The sequence below is a fragment of the Pseudomonas sp. 3B-A001-10F genome (assembly GCF_056313565.1).
In genome coordinates this window covers 104,196-125,910 of sequence record NZ_JBQYFW010000009.1, presented here as the reverse complement: position 1 = coordinate 125,910, position 21,715 = coordinate 104,196, and the positions used below count along the sequence as shown (strand labels likewise).

Here is a 21,715-nt window from a genome sequence, read left to right as displayed (position 1 = left end):
TGGATCGAGCGTTACAACTCGTCCCTGGCTCGCGCACCACCCTCCGTTACAGGCTGCTGGCGACGCACTCTCCAGCCGGCGCCCATTCGTCCGGTCTGACGCCAGTAATGCCCGGCGAGCAGCACCCTGAATTCACCCAGTTCCATGAGTTGTGAAACAAACTCCCCCGGACTCAGCCGGCTGACCCAGCGCCCCGCTTCGAAATCCACAGGCCGGGCCAGCAGCAAATCCCTCTCGGCCTGCGAGTAAACGGGTGTGTACCTGATCAACACGTGGTTCGGCGTTGAGTAGTAATAATCCTGAATGTCGAAACCCTGGTTCTTCAGTTCATGCGTGTGCGCATGCACCCGCGCAGGCGAAGCGAAATTTGCTCTGACATCATCAGTGTCCGGTGCGAGCGTGGTATTGCCCGACAGATGGAACTGGTGGCTGGCCACGAGTGTGTAGCCATTGGGGTAACGCGCCGCCGGATTGCGCCAACTGATCGTCGGATCACTCGACGAGCGAAATATCCGCAGGACAGGGTCCTCGGCATGGGCAGACCAGACTATTGGCTCGAGCGGGACAAATCGACTGCTGGCCGACCGCGCCAGGATCGCGCCTTCGTAGCCGGTTTCACTGTGACCGGAATCGTCCGTGCGTTGTTGCGCATAGCGGGCGGCATCGTCAGGGTGATGAAAAATCGGTCCCAGCGCCGGCACCGGGTTATCTCGCCATCGCTGCTCGTTGGAAGTATCGGCCATACGCGGTTGCCAATGCTCATCCACTTGACCCTGCCGCGACCAGTAGTCGCTGGTTTCAATCACGTCGAGCCGGCCGGCCTTGGCCATCCGGTGCACGTAGTCTGTAAATCTGAATCGGCCACTGGCAATGTCACGTTCATCGATCGCTGCCTGTTCACGCGATACAAACGCATTGGGGCGCAACTCAACCTGCCCGAAAGCGTCGTAGAACACGCCGGGTTCAAACGCATGCAATTGCAGCTTCAACAACGCGTCATCGGCACAGGAGATATAGATCGGTCTGTACCCCCGCGGCGTACTGGCCTGTCGGCAGGCTTGCTGAACATCGTTGGGAAGTACAAAGACATTTCGCATATCGTCAAGCCGTGCGCCGAGCGGAGGCAGCGCTGCGCGCAGATAAATCGAATCCTGTTCAAACCCTGAAGGCAGTCTTGCCTGTTCGAATACTCGATCCACAGCCAGGCCAGAGCGTTGCACATCAACGGGCAGGCTGGCGAGGAACAAGCCATCCCGAGAGCGCAGTATGAATCCGAACGTCTGGGTGTCCCTGCTCACCGAGGCTTCATGAACATACCGGGCAACAGCATCTGCTTGAACGAACACTGGGCTGCAAAGTGGTGCGCTCGCGGCTCTGGTGTAATCCATTAGAGGCTGCAGATCAGCAAAGAAAGGAACCCAGCGACTGATCTGGCGGGGCAAACCCCAGATTTCACTGCCGATGACAATTTGCAAGTAACCGGCCTTTGCCAAGGCGTCGACCCATTCACTCGGTTTCAGCTTGGCGCTACGTATGTTCTGTTTTATCGCATCGCCATCAAGGGACGCAGGAAGCGTTTTGTAATCCGTCAGAGCTGCCAAGAGATCTGCGCGCAGACGATCCCATATTCCTGGCTGATAGCGGATCAACGAACCGTCGGGGCCGAACAGGTATTCATCCCATGCCACTCTTGGTAGCCGCTTGAAGGATGAGTACACGGTGTCGACGGACAGCATGTTCAGATAGATCTGCTTCTCAATACGAGAAAAAATGACCGACAGCTCCCTGGCCACTCTGGATCGATAACGCGCCGTGATACTGCAGCCAGCAGGAAATACCCCGGCGCCATTGCTTTCATCCGGAAAAATCTCGGTGATGTCGAAATCCTCCCGCGACACCTTGATGGGCGCAGAGGCTACGTAAAGGCCGTCGGGGCGTTTCAGAATGACGCCGCCAAAAGGTTTGTCCGTGACCAGCGGCAAGCTCGATCTGGCAAACGCTGCGGCATCGTCAGCACTCTGAAAAACCGGGCCGAGCCAGCGCCGCTGCAGATTCGCGTAGGGCTGCCACGTTGGCCTGACCATTCCTGACCGATCCCAGCACGCGCTTGTTCGCAACACCGAGAGTTCGCCGCTTTCAGCGACCGTATGGACGAAATCCGTCGGCAGCCACTCGCCGGACGCGAGCCCTCGCTTGATCGAGTCGAGTGTTGTCTGAGACGTGTCGTCATGGAACAACTTGCTTGCCTGACTCCTCGCATACTTGAGCAGAGCACCGTCCCGAGTGGCAAGATAAAACGCGGCGGGGCTTGAAGCGATTACAGGCCGACGGCGACCGTAGTACATGGCTGTTGTCAGGATGTCTGGCGAAACAAAATACTGCGCCAGCCAGTCTTCAGGGCTGCTCGAAGATGCTTCTACTTTCTGATGCGCATAAAAGCTCCCATACATGTCGAAGCCTTCCGGGTATTGATGCCACGGCGCCGACCGTCGAGAGGCGAACACCAACGCCTGCCGAAAAAGATTGCTGTCTTGACCGCTGACTGGAAACAGTTCCGTGCAGATGTATTCCTCCCGATCCTTGTGCTTGAGGATGAATCCGAACCAGGCACGGTTCTCATCGTGCAAACGCCTGTCGCCAGCAAACAGATACTGTGCCGCATCGTCCGCCGAAGAACAGACAGGACCGTACATGACGAACTCAGGCCGCTTCCATGGCAAAGGCCGAGGAGAAGATGGCCGGGGCGAAGACGACGAAGGATACGGGGGCAGCGACGGCTGAGGCAGGGACGGCGTAGGGAGTGCAGGTATGGGTGACGTCGGTTCTGCGGAGGTTGACCCGGCGGATTCTGACATGCTCCAGCCCGGTAATATTTGGCCGCGATGGCCCCACAACTCGTTGTCCGTCAGGTTGAACAGCCAGCCGGCGGCGGCCTGCTCCCTGATGAAGTCTTGCGGTCGCTTGCTGCCCTTGTCCAGACCTAGAGCCAATGGACCGGGATGCACGCGTGTTCCCAGGCGTCGCGCCAGATCCTTCGAAGCCGGGGTTGCGTAAGGTGCAAACCTGACCAGACTGTTCATGGCAGCAGAGCAATACAGAACGGTGTTATCGAGCAATACCTGCCGGACCTCTTCTACACTCAACATTTGCAGGCTTAGTAACGCCTCCTGGAGCGTCCACTGCCGGGAACTGATATTGACCGGCTCAAGCTGCGTGAGCGCGACGTGGGAGACATATCGGGCATGCACCACGTGGTCGTCAGGGAAAACCGGACGCCCTCGATTATCCCGAGGATAAAGTCGCCCCTGGTCCAGCACATCGATATCCCCTTCCAACGGCTCGGTGACCACAAAGCGTGTGTCGCTGCGCTGAAATACATAGCCTGCGTACTGGCGGTCACGGCGAATGCCGACTTGTTCGTGGGCATACCGAACGGCGTCATCGGCGGATAAAAACGCCTGACTCAAGGGCGGCCAAGGGAAGTTCGCGAAGGGTATCCATTCCAGGCCCACCCTCCCCAAACGTGCCCAGAGCGCGCTGCCCCGCAACACCTCAAGCCGGCCCGCCAGTATCAGCATCGAGACAAATTCCCGTGGCGACAATGCTCCAGTCAGCAACCTGGATTGCACCCCGGCGTCGGTGATCGACCCGTCGGAATGCTCGACGCTCAGTGCCGCTTCTATCTCGCTGCCGCTGAAGCTGTACTTCAACATGGACGCATCGCTGGCCTGCATGTACAGCGACAAAGGTCGACCGGCCACAGCCAATTGCTGACTCCTCTTGTGACACGAAATGGCCAGAGCAATGTCCTGTGGCGTGAAGAAATTCTCGTAGAGCCACGGCTGAGCAGGAGTGAGCCGCGAAGGGTCAGGACGGGAGGCGTAGTAAAAACCTTCCAGCCTATAGCCTTCAGGCAACCGTAATTGACCGTCATCACCCGCCGCAAAGTTCTTCGCTGGATCCCATGACGCGAGCCCGAACGGGCGTGCATGGGTCGCGACATACTCATTGCCAGCAGTCTTCTTCAGCAGTAACCCCGAGTCCTGTGCACCTCTTGATTTCAGTGCAGCGAGTACCGCCCGCTCGACAGTGGAGCAAATGCGGGTCATCAAAGGTAATTCGGTCACCCTGCCCGTTGAAAAACCCTGGCCTGGTTGCCAGTCCGGCGGTACGACACCCACCGAATGCCCCCAGTCTGCACTTGAAACGAGGACTTTCAGTTCACCGACAGATGCAAGCTTATTGATGATGCTCATCACGTCACGAGTCCAAGGCTCACGCCCTGGTCGTGCACCTGCCTCGTGCCAACGGTAGTAATCGAGTTCCGCTTTCGAACCACTGGGCGAATACTTGAGCAATGTTCCATCGGGGCCGGAGAGGTATGAACCACGAAAATAGGCGCGCCCATCCACATCCCCCATGAAATCGCTACTGGAGAAGAAGTTGATGAAGAGTCGCAGGTTCATTTCATCCAGTTCTGGATAGGCCTCACCTACTACATCGTGAAGAGCGGCATGGCTGTGAATGTTTGCAGCAAACCGATACCCCTTGGGCGGCTCCAGCTCTCCCAGCGCATCAAAGTCGATGATGGTGCTCAAATCAAAGGTGGTGGCCTCTCCGGGTATCGGTGAAGTGGCCACGAATTTCCCATCCGGCCGCAGCAAAATCACGCTGCCATATTCCATTTCCGGCTTGGGCGGTATGCGCGTATGAACCCAATACGCAGCATCCTCCTCTGACAGAAACGGCGGACTCAGGGGAGGTAGCCTGGATTTTCGGGACTCGGTTGCGGCACGTCTGGATCGGACTGAACTATTACTCATGATAGAAACCTGCGAAGAACAATCGGGATAACGATCAAATGAGTGTGTTGCTGCACGCGCCGTGAGCCGAGGTACATGTTTATCGTTTATGTATCTTCATCTTCCCGCTCAGTAGTGCGCCCCAATCTGGCGCGCCCGGACGCACCAGCGCCCGTCAGATGTCCTCTACTGGTGCGCGCCCCCACCTTACAACCGCTCTAACACGACATTTTCCTACCCGATCCCGACCGGGCACAGCCCTTGCAAAACACACCTTCAGTCGTCCGCATCTGCCAACCAGAAAAATTAAATGTTCATGGAGATCGCACAATGAAGCGTCGCAGTTTGATCAAGGCTTTCACACTCACGGCATCCATTGCCGCGATGGGCATGACCTGGACTGTCCAGGCTGCCGAGACCATCAAGGTCGGGATTCTGCATTCGTTGTCCGGCACCATGGCGATCTCCGAAACGTCGCTCAAAGACATGGCGCTGATGACCATCGACGAAATCAACGCCAAGGGCGGTGTGAACGGCAAGATGCTTGAGCCAGTGGTGGTTGACCCTGCATCCAACTGGCCGCTGTTCGCCGAAAAGGGCCGACAGTTGCTGACCCAGGACAAGGTCGCCGTGGTGTTCGGCTGCTGGACTTCGGTGTCGCGTAAATCGGTGTTGCCGGTGTTCGAAGAGCTCAATGGTCTGCTGTTCTACCCGGTGCAATACGAAGGCGAAGAAATGTCACCGAACGTCTTCTACACCGGCGCTGCGCCGAACCAGCAAGCGATCCCGGCGGTTGAATATCTGATGAGTGAAGAAGGCGGCAGCGCCAAGCGCTACTTCCTGCTCGGCACCGACTATGTCTACCCGCGCACCACCAACAAGATCCTGCGTTCGTTCCTGCACTCCAAAGGCGTGGCCGACAAGGACATCGAAGAGGTCTACACGCCGTTCGGTCACAGCGACTATCAAACCATCGTCGCCAACATCAAAAAATTCTCCGCCGGTGGCAAGACTGCGGTCATCTCGACGGTCAACGGCGACTCCAACGTGCCGTTCTATAAAGAGCTGGCCAACCAGGGTCTGAAAGCCACCGACGTGCCGGTGGTAGCGTTCTCGGTCGGTGAAGAAGAACTGCGCGGCATCGATACCAAACCACTGGTGGGCAACCTCGCGGCCTGGAACTACTTCGAGTCCGTGGAGAATCCGGTGAACAAGAAGTTCGTCGATGACTGGAAGGCTTACGCGAAGAAACACAACCTGCCGGGTGCCGACAAAGCCGTGACCAACGACCCGATGGAAGCCACTTACGTCGGTATCCACATGTGGGCGCAGGCGGTCGAGAAAGCCAAATCCACTGACGTCGACAAAGTCCGCGAAGCCCTCGCCGGCCAGACCTTTGCCGCGCCGTCGGGTTACACGCTGACCATGGACAAGACCAACCACCACCTGCACAAGCCGGTGATGATCGGCGAGATCCAGAGCGACGGTCAGTTCAACGTCGTGTGGCAGACCGAAGGGCCGATCCGCGCACAACCGTGGAGCCCGTTCATTCAGGGCAACGACAAGAAGCCGGATTATGCGGTGAAGAGCAACTGAGTTATCCCGCTCAACCTGATCGTTCCCACGCTCTGCGTGGGAATGCCTCAACGGACGCTCTGCGTCCGCTTTGGGGACGCGGAGCGTCCCGGGCTGCATTCCCACGCGGAGCGTGGGAACGATCACTACGCAAGGCCACGCATATGCGCACTGCCCTCTACCGCTTGCTTCTAGCCATCGCACTATTGCTGCCGATGGTGGCCCATGCCGGCGATGCCGAAGACTTCGTCGCGGCCAATCCCGTGCAACAAGCCAAACTTTTGGAAACCTGGGCCGCGCAGCCCGATCCGGCGCGTATAGAACTGATCAACGCCCTGCAACAAGGCGAGTTGACCATCGACGGCCAACCCAAAACTCTGCGCCTGAACAATCGCCTGCGAGGTCTGATCGACACCGCCATGGCCAGCCACCAGTTGCTCGCCGCCGACGCCAAAATCCGTCTGACTGCCGCGCAGCAATTGCAGAAAAGCGCGAAACCCGCGCAGCTGAAATTCCTCGACCAGCAACTCGCTGGCGAAAAAGACGAAAGCGTCCATGCCGCTCTGAGCCTGGCGCTGGCCAATCTGCAACTGGTCGATAGCGACCCGGCGGTGCGCCTCGCCGCCGTACGCCTGCTCGGCGAAACCGGCGACCCACTGGCGCGAACACGCCTTGAAGGTTTGCTCGAACCCGGCGTCGAAAGCGATGCCGGCGTGCGCACCGCCGCGGAAACCAGCCTCGCGCAAGTCAAACGCAAACTGCTGATCGGCGAGATCCTCGGCCAGGCCTTCAGCGGCATGTCGCTCGGCTCGATCCTGCTGTTGGCCGCGCTCGGTCTGGCGATCACGTTCGGCCTGCTCGGCGTGATCAACATGGCCCACGGCGAAATGCTGATGCTCGGCGCCTACTCGACGTACGTGGTGCAGTTGATGTTCCAGCGCTACGCACCGCAGGCCATCGAGTTCTACCCGCTGATCGCCCTGCCGGTGGCGTTTTTTGTCACGGCGGCAATCGGCATGGCCCTGGAGCGCACGGTAATTCGCCACCTCTACGGCCGGCCACTGGAAACCCTGCTCGCCACCTGGGGCATCAGCCTGATGCTGATTCAGCTTGTGCGTTTGTTGTTCGGCGCGCAGAACGTTGAAGTCGCCAACCCGGCGTGGCTGTCCGGTGGCATTCAAGTGCTGCCGAATCTGGTGCTGCCGTACAACCGCATCTTCATCATCGCCTTCGCACTGTTCGTCGTCGTGCTGACGTGGCTGCTGCTGAACAAAACCCGCCTCGGTCTCAACGTCCGCGCCGTCACCCAGAACCGCAACATGGCCGCCTGCTGCGGCGTGCCGACCGGGCGCGTGGACATGCTCGCCTTTGGCCTCGGTTCAGGCATCGCCGGTCTCGGCGGCGTGGCGCTGAGCCAGATCGGCAACGTCGGCCCGGATCTCGGCCAGAGCTACATCATCGACTCGTTCCTGGTGGTGGTGCTCGGCGGCGTCGGCCAGTTGGCCGGTAGCGTGCTGGCGGCCTTCGGCCTCGGTATCGCCAACAAGATTCTCGAACCGCAGATCGGTGCGGTGCTCGGCAAGATCCTGATCCTCGCGCTGATCATTCTGTTTATCCAGAAACGTCCGCAAGGCCTCTTCGCACTGAAAGGACGGGTGATCGACTGATGAACCAGCCTCTGTTAGTCACGGCCACACAAAAGGCCGGCCCAAAAGTCACCCTCGCGGTCGGCGCGGTGATCCTCGCGCTGCTGATTGCCTTGCCGCTGCTGTCGTTGTTGCCGGCGGAAAATGCTCTGTCGGTCTCGGCCTACACGCTGACGCTGGTCGGCAAAATCCTCTGCTACGCCATCGTCGCGTTAGCGCTGGATCTGGTTTGGGGTTACGCCGGGTTGCTGTCACTGGGTCACGGTCTGTTCTTCGCCCTCGGCGGTTATGCGATGGGCATGTACCTGATGCGTCAGGCCGCCGGTGATGGTCTGCCGGCGTTCATGACCTTCCTGTCGTGGAGCGAACTGCCGTGGTACTGGACCGGCACGAGCAGCTTCCTCTGGGCGATGTGTCTGGTGGTGCTGGCGCCGGGATTGCTGGCGCTGGTGTTCGGTTTCTTCGCCTTTCGCTCGCGGATCAAAGGCGTGTACTTCTCGATCATGACCCAGGCCCTGACCTTCGCCGGCATGCTCCTGTTTTTCCGCAACGAGACCGGGTTTGGCGGCAACAACGGCTTCACCAATTTCCGCACGATTCTCGGTTTCGGCATCACCGAACCGGGCACCCGCGCGGTGCTGTTTCTGACCACGGTGTTGCTGCTGGTGGCGAGCCTGTTCATCGGCTGGCGCTTGGCGCAGAGCAAGTTCGGCCGGGTGCTGACCGCATTGCGCGATGCGGAAAACCGCTTGATGTTCTGCGGCTACGATCCGCGCGGTTTCAAGCTCTTCGTGTGGGTGTTGAGTGCGGTGTTGTGTGGCCTGGCCGGTGCGTTGTATGTGCCGCAAGTGGGCATCATCAACCCGAGCGAAATGTCGCCGACCAACTCCATCGAAGCGGCCGTGTGGGTCGCTCTCGGGGGTCGCGGCACGCTGATCGGCCCGCTGCTCGGCGCCGGTGTGGTCAACGGCATGAAGAGCTGGTTCACCGTAGCGTTCCCGGAATACTGGCTGTTCTTCCTCGGCGCGTTGTTCATCGTCGTGACGCTGTACTTGCCCAAAGGCGTGATCGGTCTGCTGAAGAAACGAGGTGAACAATGAGAGTCACGGCGAGCGCTGAATTCATGTTGGAACCGGCCTTTTTTCCCGTCGAACCGAACAAGGACGAGGGCACCAGTCGCGACTCGATCGGCCTCGGCCAGCGCGTCGGCCCGGGTCTGGATACCCGTCACGGCACGATCCTGACCCTGGAAGACATCAGCGTCAGCTTCGATGGCTTTCGCGCACTGAACAATCTGAATCTGTACATCGGCGTCGGTGAGTTGCGCTGCATCATCGGCCCCAACGGCGCGGGCAAGACCACGCTGATGGACGTGATCACCGGCAAGACTCGCCCCAGTCACGGCAAGGCCTGGTTCGGTGAAACCCTCGACCTGACGCAGATGAGCGAAGTGCAAATCGCTCAGGCCGGCATCGGCCGCAAGTTCCAGAAGCCGACCGTTTTCGAGGCGCTGAGCGTATTTGAAAACCTGGAACTAGCGCAGAAGACCGACAAGTCGGTGTGGGCCAGTCTGCGTGCGCGCCTCAGTGGCGAGCAGAAGGACCGGATCAGCGAAGTGCTGGAGACGATTCGCCTGACCACCTCGGTCAATCGCCCGGCCGGGTTGCTCTCTCATGGTCAGAAGCAGTTTCTCGAGATCGGCATGTTGCTGATGCAGGACCCGCAATTGCTCCTGCTCGATGAGCCGGTGGCGGGGATGACCGATGCGGAAACCGAGTTCACCGCTGAACTGTTCAAGTCACTGGCGGGCAAGCATTCGCTGATGGTGGTGGAACATGACATGGGCTTTGTCGGCTCGATTGCCGATCACGTCACCGTGTTGCATCAGGGCAGCGTTTTGGCGGAAGGCTCGCTTGAGCAAGTGCAGGAAAACGAGCGCGTGATCGAGGTTTATCTCGGCCGCTAAGGTTTGCGAATAGATCGTTCCCACGCTCTGCGTGGGAATGCCGCCATGGACGCTCTGCGTCCGCCGTTATGTGACGCGGAGCGTCACGGGATGCATTCCCACGCAGAGCGTGGGAACGATCACCGGGGGAGATTTGGAAATGCTGCAAGTCGACAAGCTGCACCAGTATTACGGCGGTAGCCACATCCTGCGCGGTCTATCGTTCGACGTGAAAGTCGGTGAAGTCACCTGCCTGCTTGGCCGTAACGGCGTGGGCAAGACCACCCTGCTCAAATGCCTGATGGGCTTGCTGCCGGCCAAGGAAGGTGCGGTGAACTGGGAAGGCAAACCGATCACCGCGTTCAAGCCGCACCAGCGTGTCCACGCCGGCATCGCTTATGTGCCGCAAGGCCGGGAAATCTTCGGACGCCTGACCGTGGAAGAAAACCTGTTGATGGGGTTGTCGCGGTTTCCCGGCAGTGAAGCCAAAGAAGTCCCAGGTTTCATCTACGAATTGTTCCCGGTGCTGCTACAAATGAAGCAGCGTCGCGGCGGTGACCTCTCTGGCGGTCAGCAACAGCAGTTGGCGATCGGACGAGCATTGGCCAGCCGCCCACGTTTACTCATCCTCGACGAACCCACCGAAGGCATTCAACCCTCGGTGATCAAAGAGATCGGCGCGGTCATCAAGAAACTTGCGGCGCGCGGTGACATGGCGATTTTGCTGGTGGAGCAGTTCTACGATTTCGCCGCAGAACTGGCCGATCAGTACCTGGTGATGTCCCGGGGCGAGATCGTGCAGCAGGGTCGCGGTGAAAATATGGAGGCCGAAGGTGTACGCGGGCTGGTAACGATCTAGTACAACGAACTAATCTGTAGCTTCCTAACGATAATTACAAACCATGAATTCGACTGTTTCACCTGCCCTGTTTACCCCGAGCTGGCACGCCGAGCTGGAACTCGCTTACGCCCGTTTCGGTGACTGCACGCGTCCGGTCATGCGCCGGCACCTCGGCCCGCTGCGGGTGCAAAAACACCTGTACGCCGAAGGCCCCGAGGTCTGCCAGCACATCATCGTCCACCCGCCAGGCGGGATTGCCGGCGGTGATCGCCTCGATATCAGCGCGCGCGTCGAACAACACGCCTGGGCGCAGATCACCAGCCCCGGCGCGGCCAAGTGGTATCGCGCGGGTGGGCCGGCGTATCAAAAGCTCGACTTGAAAGTGGCGGCCGGGGCGACGCTGGAATGGCTGCCGCAGGAGACCATCGTCTACAGCGCCGCGCAGGCTGAGCTGAGTACTTCGATTGATCTTGAAGGCGATGCGCGGCTGTTTTATTGGGACGTGGTGGCGTTGGGTCGCCCGGCCAGTGGCGAGCGTTTTGACCGTGGGCATTTTCAGGCGCATCTGGATATTCGCCGCGATGGCCGATTGCTCTGGCATGAACGCCAGCGCATTGTCGGTGACGACGGTTTGCTTGATTCGCCGATCGGGCTGGATGGTCATCCGGTGTTTGCGACGTTGTTGGTCACTGGTGAGATTGATGCTGAGTTGCTGGAGCGCTGCCGCTCGCTGGGCCACGAAGTGCGTGGGGATTTGACCCAACTGCCGGGGCTGTTGGTGGCTCGTTGCCTGGCCAGTGAGGCGCTGCTCGCCCGCGCCTGGCTCATCGATTTATGGCGTTTGCTCAGACCCGCCCTGCTGGGTCGCGACGCGGTATCCCCCAGAATATGGAGCACCTGAAAAGCGACCCTCACCCCCCGCCCTCTCCCGGAGGGAGAGGGAGCCTGACCGAGTCGTTTGAAATGAATGTAACTGCCTGAACGAATACTGCTGACTGAACCGGCCACTGAAAACAACCGAGATCAGTCCCCTCTCCCTCGAAGGAGGGAGCCTGACCGAGTCGTTTGAAATGAATTTAACTGCCTGAACGAATACTGCTGACTGAACCGGCCACTGAAAACAACCGAGATCAGTCCCCTCTCCCTCGAAGGAGAGAGCCTGACCGAGTCGTTTGAAATGAATTTAACTGCCTGAACGAATACTGCTGACTGAACCGGTCATTGAAAACAACCGAGATCAGTCCCCTCTCCCTCGGGAGAGGGCTAGGGTGAGGGGTTGCTCCAACGGGCACCCCGCGCCCGCAAGAACCTCACAAATCTGCCCTGATGGAACCCCACAATGGACCTGACTCCACGCGAAAAAGACAAGCTGCTGATCTTCACCGCCGGCCTCGTCGCCGAGCGGCGTCTGGCCCGCGGCGTGAAACTCAATTACCCGGAAGCCATGGCCTACATCTCCGCCGCGCTGCTCGAAGGCGCGCGTGACGGCCAGACCGTGGCCGAGCTGATGCACTTCGGCACCACCCTGCTCAGCCGCGAACAAGTGATGGAAGGCATCCCGGAAATGATCCCGGAGATCCAGGTTGAAGCGACGTTTCCCGACGGCACCAAACTGGTCACCGTCCACCAGCCGATCGTCTGAGGCCGCGCCATGACTTACACCATTCGCGATGCGCTGCACGCCGACCTGCCGGCGATCCGTGACATCTACAACGACGCCGTGCTCAACACCACGGCGATCTGGAATGAACAAGCCGTCGATCTCGGCAACCGCCAGGCGTGGTTCAGCGCGCGTCAGGCCCAGGCTTATCCGATTCTGCTGATCGTCGACGGCGACAACAGCGTGCTCGGCTACGCTTCCTTCGGTGACTGGCGACCGTTCGACGGCTTTCGCCACACCGTCGAGCACTCGGTTTATGTGCGCAGCGACCAGCGTGGCAATGGCCTCGGCCCGCAATTGATGGCAGCGCTGATCGAGCGCGCCAGAACCTGCGGCAAACACGTGATGGTCGCCGCCATAGAAAGCGGCAACGCTGCCTCGATTCGTCTGCATGAGCGCGCCGGTTTCAACATTACCGGGCAGATGCCGCAAGTCGGCACCAAATTCGGCCATTGGCTCGACCTGACCTTCATGCAACTGACCCTCAACCCTGGCGCGGAGCCGCCTGACGCCAACAAGGAGTGACACCGATGAACGCCGCCCAACTGCGCCGCGTCAATGCTGAAAGTTTTGCGCATTACCGTCAGGGCCTGATTGATCTGCTGCTCGATGCCGTGGGTTACGGCGCCAGCGTCGGCTTCATGGCCGACCTTGATGCGGCGCAGGCGCGCGCGTATTTCGATGAGGTGCAGGACAACGTCAACAAGGGCAGCGTGCTGCTCTGGGTGGTGGTCAAGGACGAGCAGGTACTGGCCAGTGTGCAACTGGGCCTGTGCCAGAAGGCCAACGGCGTCAATCGTGCCGAGGTGCAGAAACTGCTGGTGCGCGAACACGCACGACGTCGCGGCCTCGGCCAGCAACTGATGAGTGCGCTGGAACTCGAAGCGCCGAAACACAAGCGCGGCATGCTTTACCTCGACACCGAGGCCGGCTCGCCCGCCGAAGATTTCTACAAGGCGTTGGGCTACAGCCGCGCAGGCGAAATCCCTGATTACGCCTGCGATCCGCACGGCACCTATCGGCCGACCGCCCTCTATTACAAGATTCTGCAAGGAGCCCAGTGATGATTCCTGGCGAGTACCAGATCCAGCCCGGCGACATCGAACTCAACGTCGGCCGCCGCACTATCAGCCTGAAAGTCGCCAACAGCGGCGACCGGCCAATTCAGGTCGGCTCGCACTATCACTTTTTTGAAACCAACGACGCGCTGACCTTCGATCGCGCCGCCAGCCGTGGCATGCGCCTGAACATTCCGGCGGGCACCGCCGTGCGCTTTGAACCGGGGCAGAGCCGCGAGGTTGAGTTGGTGGATTACGCCGGGCATCGGCGGGTGTTCGGGTTTGCCGGACGAATAATGGGTGACCTCTGACATCTGCGTGCACCGCTGCCCCTCACCCCAGCCCTCTCCCGAGGGAGAGGGAGCCGATCACCGATAACCGCCCCACCGCGACCAGTCCCCTCTGCGGCGCCGATCTCCGATAGCCGGCCCACCGCGTACAGTCCCCTCTCCCTCTGGGAGAGGGCTAGGGTGAGGGTCGATGGCTCACCACTATTTTCCTGAAGGACGCTGCATGAAAATTTCCCGTCAAGCCTACGCCGACATGTTCGGCCCCACCGTCGGCGACAAGGTGCGCCTGGCCGACACCGAGCTGTGGATCGAAGTCGAACAAGACTTCACCACCTACGGCGAAGAAGTGAAATTCGGTGGCGGCAAAGTCATCCGCGACGGCCAGGGCCAAAGCCAGTTGCTGGCTGCCGAAGTGGTCGACACGCTGATCACCAACGCGCTGATCATCGACCACTGGGGCATCGTCAAAGCCGACGTCGGCCTCAAGGACGGGCGCATCGCCGCGATCGGCAAGGCCGGCAACCCCGACGTGCAGCCCAACGTGACCATCGCCATTGGCGCCGGCACCGAAGTAATCGCCGGCGAAGGCATGATCCTCACCGCGGGTGGCATCGACACACACATCCATTTCATCTGCCCGCAGCAGATCGAAGAAGCGCTGATGAGTGGCGTCACCACCATGATCGGCGGCGGCACCGGCCCAGCCACTGGCACCAACGCCACCACTTGCACCTCCGGCCCGTGGCACTTGGCGCGCATGCTTCAGGCCGCTGACGCGTTCCCGATGAACATCGGCCTCACCGGCAAAGGCAACGCCAGCCTGCCGGAGCCGCTGATCGAGCAGGTCAAGGCCGGCGCCATCGGCCTCAAGCTGCACGAAGACTGGGGCACCACGCCGGCGAGCATCGATAACTGCCTGAGCGTCGCCGATCAGTTCGACGTGCAGGTGGCGATCCACACCGACACCCTCAACGAATCCGGTTTCGTCGAAACCACCCTCGGCGCGTTCAAGGGCCGCACCATTCACACCTATCACACCGAAGGTGCCGGTGGCGGTCACGCACCGGACATCATCAAGGCTTGCGGCTTCCCTAACGTGCTGCCGAGCTCGACCAACCCGACCCGGCCGTTCACCCGCAACACCATCGACGAACATCTCGACATGCTGATGGTCTGCCACCATCTCGACCCGAGCATTGCCGAAGACGTCGCCTTCGCCGAAAGCCGGATCCGCCGCGAAACGATTGCCGCCGAAGACATCCTTCACGACCTCGGCGCGTTCTCGATGATCAGCTCCGACAGCCAGGCCATGGGCCGTGTCGGCGAAGTCATCACGCGCACCTGGCAGACCGCCGACAAGATGAAAAAGCAGCGTGGCCCGCTGCCGCAGGACGGCGCAGGCAACGACAACTTCCGCGCCAAGCGCTACATCGCCAAGTACACGATCAACCCGGCGATCACCCATGGCATCAGCCATGAAGTCGGCTCGATCGAAGTCGGCAAGTGGGCCGATCTGGTGCTGTGGCGTCCGGCATTCTTCGGCGTGAAACCGACGTTGATCCTCAAGGGCGGTGCGATTGCCGCGAGCCTGATGGGCGATGCCAACGCCTCGATCCCGACGCCGCAACCGGTGCACTACCGCCCGATGTTCGCCAGCTACGGCGGCTCGCTGCATGCCACCAGCCTGACCTTTATCAGTCAGGCGGCGCAGGAAGCCGGGCTGCCTGAAACATTGGGTTTGAAGAAGAAAATCGGCGTGGTCAAAGGCTGCCGTGATGTGCAGAAAACCGACCTGATCCACAACGACTATCTGCCGAATATCGATGTCGATCCGCAAACCTATCAGGTCAAGGCGGATGGCGTTCTGCTGTGGTGTGAGCCGGCAGAAACGCTGCCGATGGCCCAGCGGTATTTCCTGTTCTGACGCAGCCGCCACGCTGTAGAAAGGCCTCGGGACCGCGCCTTGCGCACAGTCTCGGGGCCTTTTTCGTGCCGGTATGAAACCACCACGCAAACAGTCGTGTAATTCTCGCCAAAGGAACTACTATTCGATTCGCTCCACCTCTTTTCAGGAACTGCCCATGCGTCTATCCGAGTTCATCCTGGCGAATATCGAGCCTATAGTCGATGAGTGGGAACAGTTCGCCGCAACGATCACGCCAGCCGCCGACTACCTGGATTCCACGGCTCTGCGCGATCACGCCAGCGCCATTCTACGGGCCGCGGCCCGCGACATGAGCAAGCCGCAGAGCCCTGCCGAACAGGCCGCCAAAGCCAAGGGCGAAGGCCCGGAAAAGACCCCGAGTCTGGACGAGGCCGGCGCCAGTCATGGCGAGTTGCGCCACACCGTGGGTTTTGACCTGGTGCAGATGACCTCAGAGTTCCGTCATCTGCGCGCTTGCGTGATCCGCCTGTGGGTCGACAGCCTCAAAGCCCCGGACATGGCCTGTTTTCAGGACATGATCCGCTTCAACGAAGCCATCGACGAAGCACTGGCCGAATCGACTGCGGCCTATGCCGAGCAGGTCAATCGCTCGCGGGACATCTTCCTCGCCATTCTCGGCCATGACCTGCGTGCGCCGCTGCAAGCGGTGAGCATGTCCATCGAGTTGCTGCTGCGCAAATCCAGCCTCGAGGGCGATGCGCTGGCCTGCGCCCTGCACATCAAGCGTGGCGCGCGGCACATGGCGGCGATGGTCAGCGACTTGCTGGAACTGGTGCGCAGTCGACTGGGCAGAAGCCTGCCGATCGAACCGACGCCAATGGATCTGGCCGATGCCGCACGGGCGGCGATTGCCGAGGCGTGCGCCGGCAATCCGGAGTGCGATCCGAAGCTCAATGTTAACGGCGACCCGCGCGGTACCTGGGATGCCGGCCGAATCGACCAGTTACTGCAGAACCTGATTGGCAATGCCTTGCAGCACGGAGCCAAAAAGCGCGATGTCACTCTCGATATCGATGGCGCGGGCGAAAACGTCTGCCTGTCGGTGCACAACTACGGCACACCGATTCCCGAAGAGGCGCTCGGCACGATTTTCGATCCGCTGGTGCGCAGCGCCGACGAAGAACTCGGACAGCCGTCAACCAGCCTCGGGTTGGGCCTGTTTATCGTCAAGGAAGTGGTGAGTGCCCATGGCGGCACCATCGAAGTCAGCTCGAACGAGACTGACGGGACGCGGTTCAACGTGGTGTTGCCCAGAACGGTTTAAGCAGGATCACCGCGTTATCGTTCTTCGCGAGCAAGCTCGCTCCCACAGGAGACCGTGCTCACATGTGGGAGCGGGCTTGCTCGCGAAGAGGCGCGATCAAGCAACTGATAAACATCAGGCAGACTACTCGACCACCAGCCGCGCCAAACGCTGGCGCAACATGCGGTTCTCGGCCCGCAGCTCCTGCACTTCTTCAAGCAGATCGAGTGCCAGCGCGACGCCCTCCCACTCAAGCTCCAGATCACGCCGCAACTTCGCGGCGCGTTTGGCCAGACTCAGCTCGTAGTCGGTGAAACGCCACTCCCGGGGCTGCGCACCCTGAGGTTCGAGGATGCCGTGTTCGACGATTTCGATCACGTAGACGTCCGACAGATCGGCCGCCTCACAGAATTCTGCCAGGTCCAGTTGAACGATCAGGGGGCTGCTCATGGGCTACTCCGTCGTCGGGTTCAGAAGTTCTCGCGCGGGTTGAAGGCGGCTTTCTTCGCCAGTTCCTGCCACAGTGCCTTGACCTCGTCGTCAGCAGCTTTCGGCATCACGGCTTTGAGCTGGACGAACAGGTAACCGCGCTCGCCGGCCTTGTTTTTCAGACCATGACCCTTGGCGCGCATGCGTTGGCCGTTCTGGCTGCCGGCCGGGACCTTGAGGTTGATCTTGCCGGTCAGGGTCGGCACGGCCACTTCGGTGCCCAACGCCAGCTCCCACGGGGCCAGCGGCAAGGTGATGATGAGGTTTTCGCCTTCAACATCGAATTTCGGGTGTGGCGCAAAACGAATGGTCAGGTACAGATCGCCATTCGCCCCGCCACCAACGCCCGGTGCGCCCTGGCCCTTGAGGCGGATGCGCTCGCCGTCGGTCACGCCCGCCGGGATCTTCACGTTCAGGCTCTTGCTGGTGTTACTGACGTGCTGGCCGTTGGCGTTGTACTGCGGCACCTGGAAGGTGACTTTCTTCGACTCGTTCGACAGCGTCTCCTCGAGGAAGATCGGCAGTTCCATTTCCACGTCTTGCCCTCGGCGCCCGGTACTGCGTTGTTGTCGACCTTCGCCGCCACCGAAACCGGGGCCGCGATTGCCGAAGATCGAACTGAAGAAGTCCGAGAAGTCACCGGTGTCGCCACCGCCGCCGCCAAAGCCGCCACGGCTCTGCCAGCCCGGTGGTCCCTGGAACGGCTGACCGTGCTGACCATAACGGCGCAGCTCGTCGTATTCAGCGCGCTTGTCGGCGCTTTTCAGCGCTTCGTAGGCTTCCGAGGCGTCTTTGAACTTGGCCTCGGCGTCTTTTTCCTTGCTGACATCGGGGTGGTATTTGCGCGCCAGCTTGCGATAGGCAGCCTTGATTGCCTTGTCGTCTGCTGTCGGCTCCACGCCGAGTATCTTGTAATAGTCTTTGAAGTCCATCGAAGGAGTCACCGTCCGTTATCGATTTCGCGCCGATGCCAGCATGCGCCGATTCGCGCGTGCCAGGTTGACCGATCTCAAAGTTGTGACCGGGTGGCGCAGCAGAAGTTTATCGGCAGTGGACGGCGGTTCTTGCGACCGCCGGTGGTTCTGCCGGCCCATGCCAGCAAGTTTGGGGCAAAGCTTGAGGTTTCAAGGCAGTTTAGTCGTGAAATAGCAGATGACCGGCCTTCGAATCTGGCGCGCACTGACATACACTGCGCGGCCGTTTTTTTGACCGGAACCGAAAGACATGAAAGACGCCTCTCCAGCCCGTGCCTGCGGTATCGACTTCGGCACGTCCAACTCCACCGTCGGCTGGCTGCGCCCCGGCATGGAAACGATGATCGCGCTGGAAGACGACAAGATCACCCTGCCGTCGGTGGTCTTCTTCAACATCGAGGAACGCCGCCCGGTGTACGGTCGTCTGGCGCTGCACGAGTACCTGGAAGGCTACGAAGGCCGGCTGATGCGCTCGCTGAAAAGCCTGCTCGGTTCCAAGCTGATCAAGCACGACACCAGCGTGCTCGGCACGGCGATGCCGTTCAAGGACTTGCTCGGCCTGTTCATCGGCCAGTTGAAGAATCGCGCCGAAACCGCCGCCGGTCGGGAATTCGAGCAGGTGGTGCTCGGCCGTCCGGTGTTCTTCGTCGATGACGATCCACTGGCTGACCAGGAAGCCGAAGACACCCTGGTCGAAGTGGCGCGCAAGATCGGCTTCAAAGAGGTCTCGTTCCAGTACGAACCGATTGCGGCGGCCTTCGACTACGAGTCGACCATCGAGAAAGAAGAGCTGGTGCTGATTGTCGACATCGGCGGTGGTACCTCTGACTTCTCGCTGGTGCGCCTGTCGCCCGAGCGTCGTGGCCTCGATAACCGTCACGATGACATCCTCGCCACCGGCGGTGTGCACATCGGCGGGACCGACTTCGACAAACAGTTGAGCCTGCAAGGCCTGATGCCGTTGTTCGGCTACGGCAGCCGCATGAAGAGCGGCGCCTACATGCCGACCAGCCACCACATGAACCTGGCGACCTGGCACACCATCAACTCGGTGTACTCGCAAAAATCCAGCCTGGCGCTGGGCAGCATGCGTTACGACATCGAAGACACTGGCGGCATCGATCGCTTGTTCAAGCTGATCGAACAGCGCGCCGGGCACTGGCTGGCGATGGAAGTCGAAGAAACCAAGATCCAGCTGACCCACAGCGACAGCCGCCATGTGCCGCTGGACCGGATCGAAGCCGGTTTGAGTGTCGAGCTGACCCGAGCGCTGTTTGAATCGGCGATCGATGCGCTGCTGGAGCGGGTACGCGGCAGTGTTACGCAGTTGTTGAACGATGCCGGTGTGGCGGTGGAACAGGTCGACACGGTGTTCTTCACCGGCGGTTCGAGCGGCATTCCGGCGCTGCGCAACAGCGTCTCGGCGATGTTGCCGAATGCGCGGCATGTCGAAGGGAATATTTTTGGCAGCATTGGTAGCGGTTTGGCGATTGACGCGATGAAACGCTATGGTTCGATGACCTGATGATCGTTCCCACGCTCCGCGTGGGAATGCCGCCATGGACGCTCTGCGTCCGCTGTTGAGGCTGTGACGCGGAGCGTCACGGGATGCTTTCCCACGCAGAGCGTGGGAACGATCACGGGGTGGTTACACCATCCCGCCCAGCTTCAACTCACTCTTCAGGTACGCATAATAAATCGGCCCCGCCACCACCCCCGGCAGGCCGAACGCGGCCTCGAACACCAGCATCGCCAGCAGCAACTCCCACGACTTGGCACTGATCTGCCCGCCGACAATCCGCGCGTTGAGGAAGTACTCGAGCTTGTGGATAAAAATCAGATAGCCCAGCGCGGCAATCGCCACCCAGATCGATAGCGACAGGCCGACGATGGTGATCAGCGTGTTCGACATCAGGTTGCCGATCACCGGCAGCAGGCCGAGCAGGAAGGTCAGCACGATCAGGGTTTTGGTCAGCGGCAATTTGATGCCGAACATCGGCAGGATCACCGCGAGGAAGATCCCGGTGAAGAAAGTGTTGAGCAGGGAAATCTTGATTTGCGCGAAGACGATGTTGCGGAAGGCCTGCACCAGCAAGTGCAAGCGATCAAACAGGGCCGCCGCCAGCGGTTTGCGCTTGGTGACGTCGGGGATGCGCTGCAAGGCGATGATCGCACCGAGCACCATGCCGATCAGCAGCGTAACGAACATATGTGCCGCGTCTTTGCCGACCAGTTGCAGGTCGGACAGGTGCTTGCCCATCCACTCGCCAATCGCTACGCGAAATTCCGCAGCACTGGCCGGCAGATAGGCGTCGATGAACGGCGGCAATTGCCCCCGCGCGCGGTCGACCACGCCCATGAACTTGTCCAGTGAGGCGCCGGGATTTTCCGCTTCATGCAATAAGAAGCTGATGGCGCCGGCGAAGATCAACGCCAGCACACTCACCACTAACGTGCCCAGCAACGCCACCGCCAGCCAACGCGCGCGGCGACCTTCGATCAGCCGTTGCAGTTGCGGGGTGAGCATGTTGACCAGTTCAAATACCAGCAGCCCGGCCAGCAGGCTCGGCAACAAGCGCAGCGGCAGCACCAGCAGCAAACCGCCGAAAATGATGATGCAACTGACCCAGAACACTACATGACGCTCAGAAAACGTTGGCATACAGCCTCAAAACGAACGGCGTAAAAGGATTGGCAGTCTGCCAGCGTTCCGGGGTGAGCACTAGAAATATGCGGTGCTTCAGGTCCCCTCACCCTAGCCCTCTCCCAGGGGGAGAGGGAACCGATTGGGGGATGCTCTGGATATCCAGTGACCTGAGACAGCGCCATGGAATCCATAATCGCCCGGTTTTTTCAGGTCGACGAATGTCTTGAGACACCGCAGTCAGTCCCCTTTCCCTCCGGAAGAGGGCACCGATTGGGGGATGCACTGGATATCCAGTGACCTGAAACAGCGACATGGAATCCATAATCGCCCGGTTTTTCAGGTCGACGAATGTCTTGAAACACCGCGGTCAGTCCCCTCGCCCTCCGGAAGAGGGCACCGATTGGGGGATGCACTGGATATCCAGTGACCTGAAACAGCGACATGGAATCCATAATCGACCGGTTTTTTTCAGGTCGACGAATGTCTTGAGACACCGCGGTCAGTCCCCTTTCCCTCCGGAAGAGGGCACCGATTGGGGGATGCACTGGATATCCAGTGACCTGAAACAGCGCCATGGAATCCATAATCGCCCGGTTTTTT

General features: G+C 60.2%; 17 protein-coding genes. 13 read left to right on the top strand and 4 right to left on the bottom strand.

Translation table 11 applies throughout. The features are described 5' to 3' along the window. Nucleotides 1-11: 11 nt before the first annotated feature. The gene (locus tag AC0ZWN_RS11530) at nt 12-4,685 is read right to left on the bottom strand and encodes a DUF4329 domain-containing protein (RefSeq protein WP_476335098.1); all 4,674 of its coding nucleotides are present in this window, start codon (nt 4,683-4,685) and stop codon (nt 12-14) included. A gap of 447 nt (nt 4,686-5,132) precedes the next feature. On the opposite strand from AC0ZWN_RS11530, the gene urtA reads away from it, so the two are divergent. The 12 genes from urtA (at nt 5,133) to AC0ZWN_RS11470 (ending at nt 17,026) form a co-directional block, all read left to right on the top strand. Next, on the top strand, nt 5,133-6,398 hold the full coding sequence (gene urtA, locus AC0ZWN_RS11525) for an urea ABC transporter substrate-binding protein (RefSeq protein ID WP_095047339.1): 1,266 nt from the start codon (nt 5,133-5,135) through the stop codon (nt 6,396-6,398). Nucleotides 6,399-6,541: 143 nt separating this feature from the next. After that, nucleotides 6,542-8,044 (top strand): urea ABC transporter permease subunit UrtB, encoded by a 1,503-nt coding sequence (gene urtB, locus AC0ZWN_RS11520; RefSeq protein ID WP_476335097.1) that lies wholly within the window; start codon nt 6,542-6,544, stop codon nt 8,042-8,044. Next, nucleotides 8,044-9,123, top strand: a complete 1,080-nt coding sequence (urtC, locus tag AC0ZWN_RS11515) for an urea ABC transporter permease subunit UrtC (RefSeq protein WP_476335096.1) — start codon at nt 8,044-8,046, stop codon at nt 9,121-9,123. Before urtB ends, urtC begins: the two co-directional genes overlap by 1 nt. Then, entirely contained in the window at nt 9,120-9,989 is an 870-nt protein-coding gene (gene urtD, locus AC0ZWN_RS11510) for an urea ABC transporter ATP-binding protein UrtD (protein WP_093430222.1), read from the top strand. The genes urtC and urtD overlap by 4 nt, the downstream gene beginning before the upstream one ends. Before the next feature lie 139 nt (nt 9,990-10,128). Then, a complete protein-coding gene (urtE, locus tag AC0ZWN_RS11505) occupies nt 10,129-10,827 on the top strand; it encodes an urea ABC transporter ATP-binding subunit UrtE (protein ID WP_095047335.1) in 699 nt (232 codons plus the stop codon). A gap of 43 nt (nt 10,828-10,870) precedes the next feature. Next, nucleotides 10,871-11,710, top strand: a complete 840-nt coding sequence (locus AC0ZWN_RS11500) for an urease accessory protein UreD (protein ID WP_116255811.1) — start codon at nt 10,871-10,873, stop codon at nt 11,708-11,710. A gap of 438 nt (nt 11,711-12,148) precedes the next feature. After that, nucleotides 12,149-12,451, top strand: coding sequence for an urease subunit gamma (gene ureA / locus AC0ZWN_RS11495; protein WP_007915951.1), 303 nt, complete (start codon nt 12,149-12,151; stop codon nt 12,449-12,451). 9 nt (nt 12,452-12,460) lie between these two features. Continuing rightward, the gene (locus AC0ZWN_RS11490; protein WP_476335094.1) at nt 12,461-12,994 is read left to right on the top strand and encodes an N-acetyltransferase family protein; all 534 of its coding nucleotides are present in this window, start codon (nt 12,461-12,463) and stop codon (nt 12,992-12,994) included. A 5-nt stretch (nt 12,995-12,999) separates the two neighbouring features. Beyond that, nucleotides 13,000-13,533, top strand: a complete 534-nt coding sequence (locus AC0ZWN_RS11485) for an N-acetyltransferase family protein (RefSeq protein ID WP_476335093.1) — start codon at nt 13,000-13,002, stop codon at nt 13,531-13,533. Beyond that, complete coding sequence (locus tag AC0ZWN_RS11480; RefSeq protein ID WP_093430217.1) at nt 13,533-13,838, top strand: urease subunit beta; 306 nt, start codon at nt 13,533-13,535, stop codon at nt 13,836-13,838. The genes AC0ZWN_RS11485 and AC0ZWN_RS11480 overlap by 1 nt, the downstream gene beginning before the upstream one ends. A gap of 202 nt (nt 13,839-14,040) precedes the next feature. Then, nucleotides 14,041-15,741 carry an urease subunit alpha gene (gene ureC, locus AC0ZWN_RS11475; protein WP_093430216.1) on the top strand — a complete coding sequence of 567 codons (1,701 nt, stop codon included), beginning with the start codon at nt 14,041-14,043 and terminating at the stop codon, nt 15,739-15,741. A gap of 157 nt (nt 15,742-15,898) precedes the next feature. Continuing rightward, nucleotides 15,899-17,026 (top strand): sensor histidine kinase, encoded by a 1,128-nt coding sequence (locus AC0ZWN_RS11470; protein WP_476335091.1) that lies wholly within the window; start codon nt 15,899-15,901, stop codon nt 17,024-17,026. 123 nt (nt 17,027-17,149) lie between these two features. Here the strand turns inward: AC0ZWN_RS11470 and AC0ZWN_RS11465 are convergent, their stop codons facing one another. Together AC0ZWN_RS11465 and AC0ZWN_RS11460 are read right to left on the bottom strand one after the other, a co-directional pair. Then, nucleotides 17,150-17,455, bottom strand: a complete 306-nt coding sequence (locus AC0ZWN_RS11465) for a chaperone modulator CbpM (RefSeq protein ID WP_320335897.1) — start codon at nt 17,453-17,455, stop codon at nt 17,150-17,152. 20 nt (nt 17,456-17,475) lie between these two features. Then, nucleotides 17,476-18,426 carry a DnaJ C-terminal domain-containing protein gene (locus tag AC0ZWN_RS11460; protein ID WP_186620996.1) on the bottom strand — a complete coding sequence of 317 codons (951 nt, stop codon included), beginning with the start codon at nt 18,424-18,426 and terminating at the stop codon, nt 17,476-17,478. Nucleotides 18,427-18,718: 292 nt separating this feature from the next. On the opposite strand from AC0ZWN_RS11460, the gene AC0ZWN_RS11455 reads away from it, so the two are divergent. After that, nucleotides 18,719-19,993 (top strand): Hsp70 family protein, encoded by a 1,275-nt coding sequence (locus AC0ZWN_RS11455; RefSeq protein ID WP_476335088.1) that lies wholly within the window; start codon nt 18,719-18,721, stop codon nt 19,991-19,993. Nucleotides 19,994-20,116: 123 nt separating this feature from the next. Here AC0ZWN_RS11455 and AC0ZWN_RS11450 read toward each other — a convergent pair whose 3' ends face one another. Beyond that, on the bottom strand, nt 20,117-21,130 hold the full coding sequence (locus tag AC0ZWN_RS11450) for an AI-2E family transporter (protein WP_093430211.1): 1,014 nt from the start codon (nt 21,128-21,130) through the stop codon (nt 20,117-20,119). Between the last annotated feature and the right edge of the window lie 585 nt (nt 21,131-21,715).